Source organism: Hydrogenophaga sp. UC242_50, assembly GCF_042697355.1.
In the GTDB taxonomy this organism is placed as follows: Bacteria; Pseudomonadota; Gammaproteobacteria; order Burkholderiales; family Burkholderiaceae_C; genus Hydrogenophaga.
Window position 1 is genome coordinate 2,809,951 of sequence record NZ_CP170553.1, and the last position, 15,867, is coordinate 2,825,817.

Genomic DNA, 15,867 nt, shown 5'->3' on the forward strand with positions numbered 1-15,867 from the left:
ATTCAAGCTGCTGTTTATAATGGGAACAATTCTCATTTATCGTTCATTATTGTCCATGCCGGGCCGGTTCGGCCGCTCCGGGCATGTCTCGACGAACCCTGGTCCATGCAAAAACGCTTTCACCCCCTGTTCCTGTCCGCCCTGTTCGTGGGGGCCGCGGCGCTGCCCGGTCTGGCGTCGGCCCACAGCCTGTTGCTGACCTGTAAGCCCGCGGCCGAGAACATGGTGCGCTGCGTCGGGGAGTTCTCCGATGGCAGCGACGCGGTCGGCATGTCGGTGCAGGTGAAGGCCTACGACGAGCGCGTGCTGTTCAAGGGCACGCTGGGCGGCGATTCGGCTTTGCAGTTCAAGCGGCCCGCGGGCGAATTCTTCGTGCGCCTGGAGGACGGCGGCGAGCACTCGGCCGAGGTCGATCACACCGACGTCAAGCCATGACCACGCAAGTGGTGCGCCCCGCCGGCGCGGGACACGAAACCTTGTGGGTGGTGCTGGCCGCGGCCTGCGTGCTGGCGGTGGCCGCGATCCTGATCGGCGCGCGCGCGCAGCCGCTGGCGGCGGCGGCCTTGTCGTCGCACCAGATCGACGCCCGCACGCAGCTCAACGCGGCGGAGCAGGGCGTGCACGCCGACCTGCTGGTGGCGGCCGAGGAAATCACCGCGCTGATCGAGACCGACAAGGCTCTGCCGGCCATCGAGCAGCTGCGTGGCATGGACCTGCCGCCCTTCGTCACCGGTGTCGGTGCCGCCGCGCGCGGTGCGCAACGAATGGCGCACCCAGGTGCAAGGCCACGACGTGGCCTATGTGGGCCGCAGCGCGGCACCGGATGTCGCGGCGTCTTTCCTGTTGCGCCTGCCAGCCAAAGGCGAGGGTGAAGCATCGCCCAAGGCGCATGCGCACGACGACGAGGTCGAGGTCTGGGTGCACCGCGAGGGCCCCAACGCCTGGCCCGAGCAGCTGGACGATGCCTCGCTCACGCGCCAGGGCTGGCGCCAGGTCGTGGTGCGCTACGACGCCGGCGTGACGCGCAAGGACACCGCGCACTGACCTCTCTGTCTTTCGCGCTTCCGTTTTCTTTTCTTTCGGGATCCCTCTCATGTCAGACCACCACCCGCCTTCCGCGCGCCGCCGACACCTGCTGTCCGCGCTGGCCTGGGCCCCCATGGCCCTGGCCGCCACCAGCGTGCCGGCCTGGGCGCAGCAGGCGCGCAAGCTGCGCGTTGGCGTCACGCTGCACCCCTACTACAGCTACGTCGCCAACGTGGTGGGCGATCTGGCCGAGGTGGTGCCCGTCATTCCCGCCGGCTTCAACCCGCACGCCTACGAGCCGCGCACCGAAGACATCAAGCGCATCGGTTCGCTCGATGTGATCGTGCTCAACGGCGTGGGCCACGACGACTTCGCCGGCCGCATGATCGCGGCGAGCGAGAAGCCCGACCTGAAGGTGATCGAAGCCAACGCCCAGGTGCCGCTGCTCGCTGCGGTGGGCACCGGCCGGGGCACCTCGGGCAAGGTGGTGAACCCGCACACCTTCCTGTCGGTCACGGCATCGATCTCGCAGGTGAACACCATCGCCCGCGAACTGGGCAAGCTCGATCCCGCGAACGCCAACGCCTACACCGCGAACGCGCGCGCCTACGCGCAGAAGCTGCGCAAGCTGCGCGCCGACGCGCTGGGCCAGCTGGCCCAGGCGCCCGCCAGCGGCCTGCGCATCGCCACCATCCACGGCGCTTACGACTACCTGTTGCGCGAGTTCGGCCTGGAAGTGGCGGCGGTGGTGGAGCCGGCGCACGGCATCGAACCCAGCCCCTCGCAGCTCAAGGGCACCATCGACCAGATCCGCTCGCTCGACGTGAAGGTGATCTTCTCGGAGATGGACTTCCCGTCCGCCTACGTCGACACCATCCGCCGCGAAACCGGCGTGCGCCTGTACGCGCTGACGCACATCTCGCACGGCCCGTACACGGCCGACAAGTTCGAGAACGAGATCGCCCGCAACCTGGCCACTGTGGTGCGCGCGATCAAGGAGTCCGCGTGAGCGCGATCGCGGGTGGACCCGGCATCGCATTCGAATCCGTCGACCTCACCCTGGGCCACACCGACATCCTGCGGCAGGTGAACCTGCACGTGGCGGCGGGCACCGTGCACGCGCTCGTGGGCCCCAATGGCGGCGGCAAGAGCTCGCTCTTCAAGGCCTTGCTCGGCCAGGTGCCGCACCGGGGGCAGATCAGCCTGACCTGGCCTGGCGAGCTGCCGGGCGTGGTGGGCTACGTGCCGCAGGCCCTGGCTTTCGATGCCGGCCTGCCGATGACGGTGATGGACTTCATGGGCGCCATGTGCCAGCGCCGGCCGGTGTTCCTCGGCCTGTCGCCGCGCTGGCGCGAGCCGGTGGAGCAGGCCTTGCAGCAGGTGGGCATGCTGGAGAAGGCGGGCCGCCGCATGGGCGCGCTCTCCGGCGGTGAGCGCCAGCGCGTGCTGCTGGCGCAGGCGCTGATTCCTTCGCCCGACCTGATCCTGCTCGACGAACCCATGTCCGCGCTGGACGAAGCCGGTGAAGCGATCTTCGAGAAGCTGCTCGCGCACTGGCGCGAGACCCGCGTCACCGTGCTGTGGATCGAGCACGATCTCGATGCCGTCACGCGCCTGGCCGACCACGTCTCCGGCCTGAGCCGGCAGGTGCTGTTCGACGGCCCGGCCGCCGAGACGCTGACCCCGCAGCGCGTGCTCGCGCTGTTCTCCAGCCGGCAGCGGCGCGAAGAAGAAAAAGACAAGGCGGTGGCCTGATGAGCGCATTCGATACCTTCCGCCAGGGCATCCAGCACCTGGCCGAGCAGGGCACGCTGCCCGCGTCGCTGGCCTACGGTTTCGTGGTCAACGCCGTGCTGGCCGGGCTGTTCATCGGCCCCGTGCTCGGTGGCCTGGGCACGCTGGTCGTGGTCAAGCGACTGGCCTTCTTCTCCGAGGCCGTGGGCCACGCCGCGCTTACCGGGGTGGCGCATCGGCATCCTGCTGGGCGAGCCCTACACCGGGCCCTACGGCAGCCTGTTCGCGTACTGCCTGCTGTTCGGCATGCTGCTGAACTACCTGCGCAACCGCACCGGCCTCTCGCCCGACACCCTGATCGGCGTGTTCCTCGCGGTCTCGCTGGCCATGGGGGCGAGCCTGCTGCTGATGCTGTCGGGCCGCGTCAACATCCACATCCTGGAGAACGTGCTGTTCGGCTCGGTGCTGACCGTGGACGCCGGGGACCTGCTGGTGCTCGCGGTGGTCGGCTCGCTGGTGGTGGCGCTCACGGTGCCGCTGTACAACCGCTTCATGCTCGCCAGCTTCAACCCGCAGCTGGCCAGCGTGCGCGGCGTGCGCGTGAAGCTGCTGGACTACCTGTTCGTGGTGCTGGTGACCATCGTGACGGTGGCCTCGGTCAAGGTGATCGGCGCGATCCTGGTCGGTGCCTTGCTCATCATTCCCGCGGCCGCTGCGCGCCTGCTGAGCCTGTCGCTGCGGGGCTTTTTCTGGCTGAGCGTGGCGATCGCCACTGTCAGCACGCAGATCGGCATCCTGGTGCCGATCGAACTCGAACTGCCGGTGCCTTCGGGCGCGGCCATCATCCTCACCGCCGGAGCGCTGTTCGCGCTCGCGGCGGTCATCCGGGGCTTCACCCCGTCACTGAAAGGACATGCTGGATGACCTCGCGTCTTCTGTCCCCGCCGGCCTGGTGCCTGGCCGGTCTGCTGGCCCTGTCGGCCGGTGCCGCCACCGCGCAGGCGCCTGCCGCGCCCGTGGCCGCCGCCGCGGCGCCGGCCCGCCTGCTGGTGGCCCATCCCGTGGTGGCCGCGCTCACCACCTCGCTGGTGCGCGACACCGGCATCGTGGTGCTGCGGCCGGTGCCCGAGACGCTGCCGCCGAACCGGCAGCTGGCTTTCTTCTCCGGCCGTGGCGCGGCCGGGCTCGGTGAGGCCGCGCGCCAGGCCGACGCCGTGATCGCCCTGCGCTCCATCTGGCCCGACGACCCGTTGTTTCCGCTGGCGCGCCGGCAGAACATCCGCCTGGTCGAGATCGACGCGGCGCGCCCGCTCGATGCCTCCCTGCCCGGCATGGCGCTGCAGGAGCAGGACGCCGCGGCGAACGCGCTGCCCTGGCTGGACCCGGTGAACCTGGGCCGCATGGCCGACGTGATCGCCAGCGACGTCGGCCGGCTGGTGCCCGCCGCCAAGCCGCGCCTGCAGGCCAATGTGGGCGCGCTGCGCCAGCAGCTGCTGGGCATCACGGCGCAGAGCGAAGCCCGCCTGGCGAACGCGAGCAACCTCGCGGTGTTCAGCCTCTCGGACCGGCTCGACTACCTCGTCAACGGTTTCAACCTCGACCTCGCGGGCACCGACGCCCGCGCCGACGAAGCCTGGACGCCGGAGGCGCTCACGCAATTGACGCAACGGCTGCGCAGCGCCTCGGTGTCCGCCGTGCTGCACCACCGCGAGCTGCCGCCGCCCGTGGCGCAGGCCGTGCAACAGGCCGGCGTGCGCGCCATAGTGCTGCTGACCGAGGGCCGCGACCCGGTGGGCGAATTGCGCGAGAACGCCCAGCGCCTGGGCGCCATCGCCGCCCGCTGAAGGCACGGAGGAGAAGGGGCGCGTCCGGCGCGCACGGTGTCGATTCCAGAGGCACCGCGGAACTGGCTTCGCCAGGCCGCTGGTGTCGTCCCCTTGAGGGGAAAGCGGCGCAGCCGCTACAGGGGTGGTTCGAATTTGTAGCCCAGGCCGTAGACCGAGTGGATGAGCTCCTGCTCCGGCAGGTGCTCCTGGATCTTGCGGCGCAGCTTCTTGATGTGGCTGTCGACCGTGCGGTCCGAGACGATGCGCTCGTCCTGGTACATCGAGTCCATCAGCTGTTCGCGCGAGAAGATGCGCCCGGGCCGCGCGCTCAGCACCTTGAGCAGCTGGTACTCCACGGCGGTCAGGCCCAGGTCGTGCCCGGCGATGGTGGCGCGCCAGGCGGCGTCGTCCAGCTGCAGGCCATGGGGCAGGTCGTCGGCCGTGGCCTCCACCGCGTGCGTGCCGCGCCGCAGCACCGCCTTCACGCGCGCCACCACCTCGCGCGGGCTGAAGGGCTTGCAGATGTAGTCGTCGGCCCCGAGTTCGAGCCCGAGCAGGCGGTCGATCTCCTCCACGCGCGCCGTGACCATGATGATGGCTGGCGCCTGTTTGCCCGGCGTGCCGGCGCGCAGGGCCTTGCAGACGTCCAGCCCGCTCTTGCCGGGCAGCATCAGGTCCAGCAGCACCAGGTCCACCGGGTGGTGTTCCAGCCAGTCCTCCACCTCGTCGCCGCGCGTGAGGTGGTGCGTGTCGAAGCCGGACTGCTTCAGGTAGTCCAGCAGCACGCCGGCGATCTTGTTTTCGTCCTCGACGATGAGGATGCGGCTGGCCGATCATGCTGCGCTCAGCCATGCGCGGCTTCCGTGTTCAGGGGCAGCCAGATGTCCCAGCGCAGGCCGCCGAGCGCGCTGGCCGAGGCCTGCATGCGCCCGCCGTGGCCGACGATGATGGCGTGCGCGATCGCCAGGCCCAGGCCCGAACCACCGCTGGCGCTGGCGCGCGACTCGTCCACGCGGTAGAGCCGCTCGGTCAGGCGGGGCAGGGCGTCGGGCGGCACGCCCGGCGAGGTGTCTTCCCAGGTCAGCTGGGCCTCGGTGTCTTGGCGGCGCACCTGCACGCTGAGCGTGGCGGGGTCGGCGCTGTAGCGCTGCGTGTTCTGCAGCAGGTTGTTGAGCACCTGGTCGAGCCGATCACCATCGGCGCGGATCTCCACGCCGTCGGCCAGTTCGGTGCGCACCTGCAGGCGCCGGCCGGGCAGGCCCGCGGCGTCGCTGAGGTGGTGGCCGACGAAGCGGCCGAGGTCGAGCGGGGCGAAGCGGTAGTCCAGCGCGCCCAGATCGGACAGGGAGAGCAGCCGCAGGTCTTCCACCAGCCGCGTCAGGCGGCTGACCTCCTGCGCCAGCGAGTCGAGGTTGGCCGTGTCGGGCTGGCGGATGCCGTCCTGCAAGGCCTCGATCTCGGCGCGCAAGGTCGCCAGCGGCGTGCGCAGCTCGTGGGCGATGTCGGCGATCCATTGCTGCCGCGCCTGTTGCGCGGCCTGCAGCGAGGCTGCGCATGTGGTTGAAGGCATCGGCCAATTGCGCGAGTTCGTCGTGGCCGCGCGCGGGCAGGCGCACGCTGTAGTCACCCCGGGCCACGGCCGCCGTGCCCTCGCCGAGCACGTGCAGGCGCCGGGAGAGCCAGCGCGCGATCAGCGCGGCATTGAGCAGCACGGCCGCGAGCATGCCCAGCGCGATGGCGGCGAAGGTGCGGGTCTGCTGGGCCAGGAACACGCGTTCGAGCGAGGCCACCATCTGCAGGCGCGGCACGTAGCCCAGGTAGCCCACCAGCTGCCCGTTGACCTGGATGGGTTTGAGCACGGCCTGTTCGGTGCGGCCTTCCGGGCCGGCGAGCAGGTTGCGCTCGGGGTCGAGCAGCAGCAGCCGGGGGTCGATGGTGAGGGGCGGCGGCACGCTCGGCGTGCCGGGTGCCGGCTGCGCGGATGGCGGCGGCGGTGGTGGATGCGCATGGGGCTGCACGTCGGCCGGCGTCTGCGCCGGGGGGAGGCCGGGTGAGCTTGCCTGCGGCTCGGCGGGGCGGCGCTGCATGCGGCCGGTGCCCAGCACTTCGCGCGAAAGGTCCTGCCAGCGCTGGCGGTCTTCGGTGATCCAGGCCCAGCTGCCCTGCTGGCGGTACCCCTCGGCGAGCCGCACGATCATGGGCTGCAGCCGGTTTTCGTCGGCCTTGTTCAGGTACTCGACCAGGCCCTTGTCGAAACTCCAGCTGTAGATGAGGTAGGCGGACATGACCAGCACCACGTTGGCGCCCGCGATGGCCAGGAAGAGCTTGACGCGCAGGGTGTCGAAGCGCGAAAGCCAGGCCCGGCGGCTGGACGAGGGGGTGGCACGGTCGGTCTGCATGGTGTGGTCGAGACTAAACCCAAATCTTTCAAACTTTGTGCAAGCCAGGGCGTTCTGCTTGCTCATTCTTTCCATATTTCGCGGGCAATATCCCGCATCATCCCGGCAAGCCCTGCGGGCGCCCTCCATCCAGAACCTCAACGCATTGTCATGAACGAAGTCCAACGTGAAGGGGGCAAGGCCCCCGCCGCCCGCCGCCGCAAGACCTGGAAGCTGGCGCTGATCGCGCTCGTGGGCCTGGCCGTGCTCGGGGGTGGCGGTTTTGCGTACTACCGCTGGGGGCCGGGCGCCAAGACCGAGAGCGCCTACATCACCGCCACGGTGCAGCGCGGCGACATCGAGGACCAGGTCAGCGCCACCGGTTCGCTGCAGCCACGCGACTATGTGGACGTGGGCGCCCAGGTGTCGGGCCAGTTGCGCAAGATCCACGTGGAGGTGGGCAGCGAGGTCAAGGAGGGCGACCTGCTGGCCGAGATCGACGCCGAGACCTCGATGGCGCGCGTGGACGCCAGCCGCGCCCAGCTGCGCTCGCAACAGGCCCAGATGGGCGAGCGCGAACTCACACTGGCCAAGGCCGAGCGCGACCTGCAGCGCCAGAAGAACCTGATGGCCGAAGAGGCGACCACCGCCGAGACGCTGCAGAACGCGGAAACCGCGGTGAAGACGGCGCGTGCGCAGATCCAGTCGCTCAAGGCCTCGATGGAGCAGTTGCAGGCCAGCATGCGGGTGGAAGAGGCCAACCTCAAGTACACCAAGATCTACGCGCCCATGGCCGGCACGGTGGTGAGCATCACCGCGCGCCAGGGCCAGACGCTGAACACCAACCAGCAGGCCCCCACGCTGATGCGCATCGCCGACCTCTCGGTGATGACGGTGCAGACCCAGGTGTCCGAGGCCGACGTGAGCAAGCTGCGCGGCGGCATGCCGGTGTACTTCACCACCCTGGGTGGCCAGGGCCGCCGCTGGTACGGCGAACTCAAGAAGATCGAACCCACGCCCACGGTGACCAACAACGTGGTGCTCTACAACGCGCTGTTCGAGGTGCCCAACAACAACCGCAGCCTGATGACGCAGATGACCGCGCAGGTGTTCTTCGTGGTGGCCGAGGCCAAGGACGTGCTGGTGGTGCCGATGTCGGCGCTGACGATCCAGCGCGGCGCCCAGGGCAACCGCGGCGGGCAGCAAGGCGGGCCGGGCGGGGCGCGCAACAACCCGGGCGCGGGCACTGCGCCCACGCCGGCCGCGCCGTCGGGTGCCACGCCCGCACCCGGCGCGCCGGGCGCCGCCCCGGCGGCGCCGACGCAGCGCGGCACGAGCACGTCCGCCATTCCGTCGGCGTCCTTCAAGACGGTGGCCGACACCGTGGTCGCGCAGGCGGGCGGCGAGCGTCCTCGCATGGACCGTGAGGCCTTCGAGAAAATGACGGACGAGGAGCGCGCACGCTTTCGCGAGCAGCGCCGCAAGGAACGCGAAGCCGCCGGTGGTGCCGCGCCGGGCGGCGCGGGCGCGGGCAACGCGGCGGGTGCGGGCGGCGATCGCCCGCGCATGAGCCCCGAAGCGTTCCAGAACATGAGCGAAGAGGAGCGTGCCCGCTTCCGCGAGCAGCGCCGCAAGGAGCGCGAGCAGGCGCAGGCCAACGGTGGCAGCGCGGCCACGGCACCCGGCGGCGCCAATGGTGCTGCTCCCACGCAGAAGCGGGCCGCCTCGGGCACCGATGCCGGCGGCAAGGACGCCGCGGCCGCCAAGCCCACGGCGCCGAACGTGAGCGGCATGCCCCGCAACGACGGGCCCACCCGCCCGGCGCGCGGCCCCCGCCAGGCCAAGGTCAAGGTCATGGCCGAGGACGGCACGATCGAAGAGCGCGACGTCACCATCGGCATCAGCAACCGGGTGCATGCCGAGGTGCTGTCGGGCCTGAAGGAAGGCGACCGCGTGATCGCCGGCGTGCGCGAACCCGAGCGCCGTCCTGCCAACCCGACACAAGGCACGGGCCTGGGGCAGCCGCAGGGCATGGGTGGTCCTGGTGGCATGCCGGGTGGCGCCGCCGGTGGGGCGCGCCGATCAGCCAGCTGCCGCAGTCGCATGAGGCCGAGGCGCTGCGCGCCGCGCCGCAGAGCGCGGGCGTGCCGCTGATCGACCTGAGCGGCATCACCAAGACCTACCACAACGGTGACCTGTCGGTCGAGGTGCTGCACGGCATCGACCTGAAGATCTACCCCGGTGAGCTGGCTGCGCATCATGGGCGCGTCCGGTTCGGGCAAGTCCACCCTGATGAACATCCTGGGCTGCCTGGACAAGCCCACCACCGGCCGCTACCTCTTCATGGGCCGCGATGTCTCCGAACTGGAGCGCGACGAACTCGCCGAGCTGCGCCGCGATGCCTTCGGCTTCGTGTTCCAGAGCTACAACCTCATCGCCACCGGCACCGCGGCCGACAACGTCGAGGTGCCCGCCGTCTACGCGGGCATCCCCCCGGCCGAGCGCCATCAGCGTGCGAGCGAATTGCTCGGCTCGCTGGGCCTGGGCGAGCGCATGCACCACCGGCCGAACCAGCTCTCGGGTGCGCAGCAGCAGCGCGTGTCGATCGCCCGGGCCTTGATGAACGGCGGTCGCGTGATCCTTGCCGACGAACCCACCGGCGCGCTGGACAGCAAGAGCGGCGCCGACGTGATGGTCCTGCTCAAGGAGCTGGCGGCACAGGGGCACACGGTGATCCTCATCACCCACGCCGCCGAGGTCGCCCAACACGCGCAGCGCGTGATCGAGATCAAGGACGGCCACATCCTGGCCGACCCGGGCCCACGTCCGCCCGAAGGCCAGGCCGCGCTGGCGGCGCAGAACTGGACGGCGCGCGCCGGCCGCATCTCGCACCTGAGCGATGTGGTCGAGGCCGCCAAGACCGCGCTGCGCGCCCTGCGCGCCAACGTGTTCCGCGCCATCCTCACGCTGCTGGGCATCGTGATCGGCGTGGCCTCGGTGATCGCCATGCTGGCCATCGGTGACGGCGCCAAGCAGGTGGTGATCGACCGCATCAGCGCCATGGGCTCCAACCTGTTGCTGGTGCGCCCGGGCGCGCCCAACCAGCGGGGCTTCTCCAACACCGCGACGCTGGTGCTCGCCGACGTGAACGCGATCGACAAGGAAGTGCCCAACGTGCTGGCGGCCGTGCCCGAACAGAGCAGCAACGCGACCTTGCGCTATGGCGAGTCCGACTATTCGAGCAGCATCCTGGGCACCTCGTCCAAGTTCCCGCTCGCGCGCCAGTGGAAGGTGCAGCGCGGCACCTTCTTCACCGACGAGGACGAGCAGGAATACGCCACCGTGGCGGTGCTGGGCCAGACCGTGGCCAAGGCCCTGTTCCCGGGTGGCGAGGAGCCGCTGGGCAAGTTCGTGCTGGTGAACAACCTGATCTTCCAGGTGGTGGGCGTGATGAGCACGCGCGGCGCCTCGCCCAACGGGCAGGACCAGGACGACGTGGTGCTGGTGCCCTACGCCACCAGCCAGTTGCGCCTGTCGGGTCAGCGCTTCCTGCGCAACGTGACGGTGGCTGTGTCCGACGTGAGCCGCATCGACGAAACCCAGTCGGCGGTGGAATCCCTGCTGGCCGAGCGCCATGGCGTGATCGACTTCCAGATCCGCAACATGGCGTCGATCATCGACACCGCGACCGAGACGCAGAACACCATGACCATCCTGCTGGGCTCGATCGCGGCGATCTCGCTGCTGGTCGGTGGCATCGGGGTCATGAACATCATGCTGGTGAGCGTGACCGAGCGCACCCGCGAGATCGGCATCCGCATCGCCACGGGCGCGCGCATGCGCAACATCCTCCAGCAGTTCCTGATCGAGGCGCTGGTGGTCTCCGCGCTGGGCGGTTTGATCGGCGTCGTCATCGGCCTGGGCGTGGCCTTCGTGATCGGTGCCACCGGCACGGCGGTGCAGTTCTCCGTCACCCCGGTCGTGCTGGCGTTCGGCTGCGCCTTCGCCACCGGCCTGATCTTTGGCTACCTGCCCGCGCGCAAGGCCGCGCGGCTCGACCCCGTCGTGGCCCTGTCTTCCGAATGAACACCGTGATGAAACCGTCAACGTTCCCCTTGCGCAAACCGCTGCTCCTGGCCGCCGTGCTGGCCTTGCAGGCCTGTGCCAGCACCGAGCCGGCGCGTGGGCCGGTGGTCGAGATGCCCGCCGCCTTCGCGCCCGCGCTGCCCGCGACCGACGCGCCGCAGCTGACCACCGCCTGGTGGCAGTCCTTCGGCTCGCAGCCGCTGGAGCGCCTGATCGAAGAGGCGCAGGCCGGCAGCCCGGACCTGCGCATCGCGATCGAACGCATGCGCCAGGCCGACATCGCCCTGCAGCAGGCGGGCGTCTCGCGCCTGCCGTCGGTCAACGGCAGCCTGGGCAGCACGGCCGGCCGGACCGACGCGCCGGGCACCGCGTCCACCTCCCGCGAGTCGAGCAGTGCCGGGCTGTCCGTCAGCTACGAGGTTGATCTCTGGGGCCGCATCGCGGCCGGCGTGCGCGCGGGCGAGGCCTCGTTCCAGGCCAGCCAGTACGACTGGAAGACCGCGCGCCTGACGCTGCTCACGGCCGTGGCGCAACAACTATTTCCTGTGGCTCAACACCGCCGAGCGCCTGCGCATCGCGCGCGAGAACCTGGCCATCGCCGAGCGCGTGCTGGCGATCGTGGAAGCGCGCCAGCGCAACGGCGCTGCGCACGGCGCTGGAAGTGTCGCAACAGCGCACGACGGTGCTGTCGCAGCGCACGGCCTTGTTGCCCATCGAATTGCAGCAGCGCCAGACCGCCACCGCGCTCGCGCTGTTGCTGGGACGCGTGCCGCAAGGCTACGCGCCTGAAGCGGGTGAGTTCACGCAGCTGCGTGTGCCCGCGCTGTCGCCGGGCCTGCCGTCCTCGCTGCTCACGCGCCGCCCCGATCTGGCGTCCGCGGAAGCCCAACTGGCCGCGTCCGATGCCAACGTGGAAGTCGCGCGCAAGGCGCTGCTGCCGAGCCTGTCGCTGTCGGCGTCGGGCAGCCTGGGCACCTCGGCCCTGATCAGCCTGGCCGACCCCACGCGCAGCGTGTCGCTGGGCATTTCGCTGGCGCAATCGATCTTCGATGGCGGGCGCCAGCGCCTGCAGATCCGCAGCACCGAGTCCCAGCGCGTGGTGCTGATCGAGAACTACGGCAAGGCCATCCGCACCGCGCTCAAGGAGGTGGACGACGGCCTGGGCAACGTGGCGCGCAGCGAGCGCCAGGAAGCGCTGCAGCGCGAGGTGGTGGCGCAGGCGCGCCGCTCGCTGCAGCTGGCCGAGCTGCGGTATCGCGAGGGCAGTGGCGATCTGCTCTCGGTGCTGGACGCGCAGCGCACCCTGTTCGCCGCCCTGGACGCCCTGGCGCACGCAAAGCCTCTCGCGCCTGACCGCCGCGCTGGACATGTACAAGGCCCTGGGCGGTGACTGGGCCGGTCCGCCGCCGCCGATTTCCTGAAAAACAGAAGCAGGACAGCAACTTTTTGCGGGGCTCCAAGGGCTTTTCTAAATGAGAATAGTTATAATTCTCAGGCTGATGAGCGCAGGCGGTTTCCGCCCTCGCGATGTCCCGCCTTCCGTTGGCTTCCGATCCGTTTCTGCGTTGTCTCTACTCCCGTGAAGAACCCCCCAGCCGCCCAAGCGGCGTCCAACCGTGCCTACTGGCTCAAGACCCTGCACCAGTGGCACTGGATCAGTTCGGCGCTGTGCCTGATCGGCATGCTGCTGTTCGCCTTCACGGGCATCACCCTCAACCACGCGGCCGACATCGCGGCCGCTCCCCAGGTGCAGCAGAAGCTGGTGCAATTGCCCGCCGAACTGCAGACGGCGCTCGCACCCAAGGACGACGAGCCGGACAACGCGGTGCTGCCGCCCGAGGTGCACCGCTGGCTGGCCGAGGCGCTGGACGTGCCCCTGCCCGGCACCACCGCCGAGTGGTCGCCCGAAGAGATCTACCTTTCGCTGCCGCGCCCTGGTGGCGATGCCTGGCTGCGCATCGAGCGCGAGTCGGGCAGCGTGGAGTACGAGCGCACCGACCGGGGCTGGATCTCCTACCTGAACGACCTGCACAAGGGCCGCCACACCGGCCTGGCCTGGAAGTGGTTTCTCGACATCTTCTCGGTGGCCTGCCTGGTGTTCTGCATCACCGGCCTGTTCATCCTCAAGTTCCACGCGACAAGCCGCCCCACGACCTGGCCCATGGTGGGCGCGGGCCTGGTGATTCCCTTGTTGCTCGTGATCCTGTTCATCCATTGACTGCCGAAGGAGCTGCGTTCCCATGTTGATCCGATACGCCACCGCCATTTCCGCGGCTGGGTTTGCCTTCCCCGCCCTGGCCGCCGACATGGCGCTCAAAGTCGAGATTCCGCGCTTGACCGTGGCGGAGTACCACCGCCCCTACGTGGCGATCTGGATCGAGAAGAACGACCAGTCCTTCGCGGGCAACCTCGCGGTTCGGTACGACATCAAGATGCGCAACAACGAGGGCACCAAGTGGCTCAAGGACATGCGCGCCTGGTGGCGCAAGAGCGGCCGCGAGCTCACGATGCCGGTGGACGGCATCAGTGGCGCCACGCGCGCGCCCGGCGAGCAGTCGGTGCAGTTCGCCGACAGCACCGCGCTGGGCAAGCTGGCCCCGGGTGAATACAGCCTCGTGCTCGAAGCCGCGCGCGAAGTGGGTGGCCGTGAAGTGGTGAAGGTGCCCTTCGTGTGGCCCCCCCAAGGCCGCCACCACCACACAAGCCCGTGGCGAACACGAACTCGGCGCGATCAGCGTCACCGTCAAACCCTGACCCCGACTGGAGACCCTCATGAAAACCACCACCGTTCGCGCCCGCGTTCTCACCCTGGCCGCCGCGGCCGTGCTGGCCCTGCCGGCCGCCGTGCATGCGCACCGCTCCTGGCTGCTGCCCTCGGGCACCATCTACTCGGGCCAGTTGCCCTGGGTGTCGGTCGATGCCGCCGTCTCCAACGACATCTTCTATTACGAGCACAACGCCGCCGGCCTGGACAACCTGGTGGTGATCGGTCCCGATGGCCAGCCGGTGCAGGCCGAGAACCAGGCCAAGGGCCGCTACCGCAGCATGTTCGACGTGAAGCTCGACAAGCCCGGCACCTACCGCCTCGCGCTGGTGAACGACGCCCTCATCGCCAGCTTCAAGGTGGGTACCGAGAGCAAGCGCCTGCGCGGCACCGCCGAGTCGCTGGCCAAGGAAATCCCTGCCAATGCGGAAGACTTGCGCGTGAGCCAGTCGCAGAACCGCGTGGAGACCTTCGTGACCTCCGGCAAGCCCACCACCGAAGCCCTCAAGCCCACGGGCCGCGGCATCGAGCTGGTGCCGGTGACGCACCCGAACGATCTGGTGGAAGGCGACACCGCCACCTTCCGTTTCATCGACAACGGCAAGCCCGCGGCCGGTTACGCGGCCACCGTCATCCTGGCCGGCCTGCGCTACCGCAGCGAGCTGGGTGAAATCCGCACCACCACCGACGACAAGGGCGAGATCAAGGTCAAGTGGCCGGCGGCCGGCATGTACTGGGTGAACATCGCGCCGCCGCGCGCGCCTGGCATGGGCGGTCCCGGCGGCGCTGGCGGTCCTGGCGCCGGTGGCCCCGCTGCGCCTGCCGCCGCGGGCGCAGCCCCTGTCGCCGACGCACCGCGTCCCGCGCCCACGGGCCCGGCAGGCACGCTGGCCGAGCCGGTCCGCCGCTCGGGCTACAGCCTGACGCTGGAAGTCCTGCCCCGTTGATGCCCCGGCGCAAGCCGGCATGCCCCAGACCATGCAGATGGCTGGGGTTGTTTTTTGGTTTTCTGACCCACGCAACATGAACCGTGTGCTGGTGCCCCTGGAGCTGGATGCTTCGATGCCCATGCTGGGTGCCCAGGCACACTGCCTGGACGGCCAGACCATGGGCACGACCTGGCAGGTGCGGTGGGTGGCGGCCGGTGCCTCGCCCAGCGAGCCGGTGCGCGTCGCCGTGCAGGATGAGCTGAATCTGGTCGTGGCCCAGATGAGCACCTGGCTGGAGAGCGCCGACCTGGAGCGCTTCAACCGCGCTCCGGCCGGCACGTGGCACACCGTGCCCGAGGCCATGGCCGAGGTGCTGGCGGCGGCCCTGTGGCTGGCCGAGATTTCCAGCGGTGCGTTCAACCCCGCTGCGGGCGCGCTGGTGAACCTCTGGGGCTTCGGCCCCAGCCCGCGCTACACCGACCCTGGCTTCGCCCCTCCCACGGAGGGCGCGGTGCAGCACGCCCTGGCGCTCAACGACTGGCGCGCCCTGCAATGGCAGGCGGCCAGCCGCCAGCTTCACCAGCCCGGTGGCGTGCGGCTGGACTTCTCGGCGATTGCCAAGGGCTATGCGGTGGACCGGGTGTCGCGGCGGTTGAGCGGCATGGGCTTGCCCCACAGCCTGGTGGAGGTGGGGGGCGAGCTGCGGGGCCAGGGCCTGCGGCTGGGTGGCGCAGCCCTGGTGGGTGGACCTCGAATCGCCGCCCACCGCGCCTGGACAAGCACCGCTGCCCACCACACGTGTGGCCCTGCATGGGCTGTGCGTCGCCACCTCGGGCGATTACCGGCGCGTGTACACACACGATGGCGCGCGCTGGCCGCACACCATCGATCCGCGCAACGGCCGGCCGCTGGCGAATGGTCTGGCGTCCGTGAGCGTGCTGCACACCGAATGCCTGTGGGCCGATGCCTGGTCCACCGCGCTGACCGTGCTCGGAAGAGAGCAGGGCCTGGCCCTGGCCACCGCGCACGGCATCGCGGCCTTGTTCGTGCAGCGCGAGCCCGATGGCCGATTGACCGAAACCCTCACACCCGCGATGAAGGAACTCGCCGGATGACCAGCGAAA

The 15,867-nt window shown here is 69.9% G+C and carries 14 protein-coding genes and 7 pseudogenes; 16 read left to right on the forward strand and 5 right to left on the reverse strand.

Features of this window, described 5'->3' with window-relative positions; translation table 11 throughout:
• Positions 1-105: 105 nt before the first annotated feature.
• The 7 genes and pseudogenes from ACFJGX_RS14465 (at position 106) to ACFJGX_RS14495 (ending at position 4,604) form a co-directional block, all read left to right on the forward strand.
• On the forward strand, positions 106-435 hold the full coding sequence (locus ACFJGX_RS14465) for a hypothetical protein (RefSeq protein WP_382156912.1): 330 nt from the start codon (positions 106-108) through the stop codon (positions 433-435).
• Entirely contained in the window at positions 432-872 is a 441-nt protein-coding gene (locus ACFJGX_RS14470; RefSeq protein ID WP_382326433.1) for a DUF6162 family protein, read from the forward strand. Before ACFJGX_RS14465 ends, ACFJGX_RS14470 begins: the two co-directional genes overlap by 4 nt.
• Positions 844-1,044, forward strand: coding sequence for a hypothetical protein (locus ACFJGX_RS14475; RefSeq protein ID WP_382320450.1), 201 nt, complete (start codon positions 844-846; stop codon positions 1,042-1,044). The genes ACFJGX_RS14470 and ACFJGX_RS14475 overlap by 29 nt, the downstream gene beginning before the upstream one ends.
• 49 nt (positions 1,045-1,093) lie before the next feature.
• Positions 1,094-2,035 carry a metal ABC transporter solute-binding protein, Zn/Mn family gene (locus ACFJGX_RS14480; RefSeq protein ID WP_382156916.1) on the forward strand — a complete coding sequence of 314 codons (942 nt, stop codon included), beginning with the start codon at positions 1,094-1,096 and terminating at the stop codon, positions 2,033-2,035.
• Positions 2,032-2,781: a metal ABC transporter ATP-binding protein gene (locus ACFJGX_RS14485; protein ID WP_382320447.1), complete on the forward strand. Its 750-nt coding sequence runs from the start codon at positions 2,032-2,034 to the stop codon at positions 2,779-2,781. Before ACFJGX_RS14480 ends, ACFJGX_RS14485 begins: the two co-directional genes overlap by 4 nt.
• Positions 2,781-3,684: pseudogene (locus ACFJGX_RS14490) on the forward strand (metal ABC transporter permease). Before ACFJGX_RS14485 ends, ACFJGX_RS14490 begins: the two are co-directional and overlap by 1 nt.
• Positions 3,681-4,604, forward strand: coding sequence for a metal ABC transporter solute-binding protein, Zn/Mn family (locus ACFJGX_RS14495; protein ID WP_382326435.1), 924 nt, complete (start codon positions 3,681-3,683; stop codon positions 4,602-4,604). The pseudogene ACFJGX_RS14490 and the gene ACFJGX_RS14495 overlap by 4 nt, the downstream one beginning before the upstream one ends.
• 116 nt (positions 4,605-4,720) lie before the next feature.
• Here the strand turns inward: ACFJGX_RS14495 and ACFJGX_RS14500 are convergent, their stop codons facing one another.
• From ACFJGX_RS14500 to ACFJGX_RS14515, 4 genes and pseudogenes are all read right to left on the reverse strand, one after another.
• Positions 4,721-5,371: a winged helix-turn-helix domain-containing protein gene (locus ACFJGX_RS14500; protein ID WP_382326437.1), complete on the reverse strand. Its 651-nt coding sequence runs from the start codon at positions 5,369-5,371 to the stop codon at positions 4,721-4,723.
• 59 nt (positions 5,372-5,430) lie between these two features.
• Positions 5,431-5,823, reverse strand: coding sequence for an ATP-binding protein (locus ACFJGX_RS14505; RefSeq protein ID WP_382328712.1), 393 nt, complete (start codon positions 5,821-5,823; stop codon positions 5,431-5,433).
• 159 nt (positions 5,824-5,982) lie between these two features.
• Positions 5,983-6,156, reverse strand: a pseudogene (locus ACFJGX_RS14510) (histidine kinase dimerization/phospho-acceptor domain-containing protein); the annotation flags it as partial.
• A gap of 40 nt (positions 6,157-6,196) precedes the next feature.
• A pseudogene (locus ACFJGX_RS14515) lies at positions 6,197-7,114 on the reverse strand (hypothetical protein); the annotation flags it as partial.
• A gap of 21 nt (positions 7,115-7,135) precedes the next feature.
• Between ACFJGX_RS14515 and ACFJGX_RS14520 the strand changes: the two are divergent.
• The 3 genes and pseudogenes from ACFJGX_RS14520 to ACFJGX_RS14530 form a co-directional block, all read left to right on the forward strand.
• Entirely contained in the window at positions 7,136-9,118 is a 1,983-nt protein-coding gene (locus tag ACFJGX_RS14520; RefSeq protein WP_382320433.1) for an efflux RND transporter periplasmic adaptor subunit, read from the forward strand.
• Positions 9,082-11,050 (forward strand): annotated as a pseudogene (locus ACFJGX_RS14525) (MacB family efflux pump subunit). The gene ACFJGX_RS14520 and the pseudogene ACFJGX_RS14525 overlap by 37 nt, the downstream one beginning before the upstream one ends.
• A 113-nt stretch (positions 11,051-11,163) precedes the next feature.
• A pseudogene (locus tag ACFJGX_RS14530) lies at positions 11,164-11,541 on the forward strand (TolC family protein); the annotation flags it as partial.
• 25 nt (positions 11,542-11,566) lie between these two features.
• Here ACFJGX_RS14530 and ACFJGX_RS14535 read toward each other — a convergent pair.
• A complete protein-coding gene (locus tag ACFJGX_RS14535; RefSeq protein WP_382328844.1) occupies positions 11,567-11,701 on the reverse strand; it encodes a hypothetical protein in 135 nt (44 codons plus the stop codon).
• Positions 11,702-11,711: 10 nt separating this feature from the next.
• On the opposite strand from ACFJGX_RS14535, the gene ACFJGX_RS14540 reads away from it, so the two are divergent.
• The 6 genes and pseudogenes from ACFJGX_RS14540 (at position 11,712) to ACFJGX_RS14565 (ending at position 15,858) form a co-directional block, all read left to right on the forward strand.
• Positions 11,712-12,440, forward strand: coding sequence for a TolC family protein (locus ACFJGX_RS14540; protein WP_382326439.1), 729 nt, complete (start codon positions 11,712-11,714; stop codon positions 12,438-12,440).
• Between the two features lie 189 nt (positions 12,441-12,629).
• Positions 12,630-13,268: a PepSY-associated TM helix domain-containing protein gene (locus ACFJGX_RS14545; RefSeq protein WP_382320426.1), complete on the forward strand. Its 639-nt coding sequence runs from the start codon at positions 12,630-12,632 to the stop codon at positions 13,266-13,268.
• Between the two features lie 22 nt (positions 13,269-13,290).
• A pseudogene (locus ACFJGX_RS14550) lies at positions 13,291-13,804 on the forward strand (DUF2271 domain-containing protein).
• A gap of 18 nt (positions 13,805-13,822) precedes the next feature.
• A complete protein-coding gene (locus ACFJGX_RS14555) occupies positions 13,823-14,761 on the forward strand; it encodes a DUF4198 domain-containing protein (RefSeq protein ID WP_382320424.1) in 939 nt (312 codons plus the stop codon).
• Positions 14,762-14,921: 160 nt separating this feature from the next.
• A pseudogene (locus ACFJGX_RS14560) lies at positions 14,922-15,389 on the forward strand (FAD:protein FMN transferase); the annotation flags it as partial.
• Positions 15,390-15,468: 79 nt separating this feature from the next.
• Positions 15,469-15,858, forward strand: coding sequence for an FAD:protein FMN transferase (locus ACFJGX_RS14565; protein ID WP_382326441.1), 390 nt, complete (start codon positions 15,469-15,471; stop codon positions 15,856-15,858).
• Positions 15,859-15,867 lie beyond the last annotated feature (9 nt).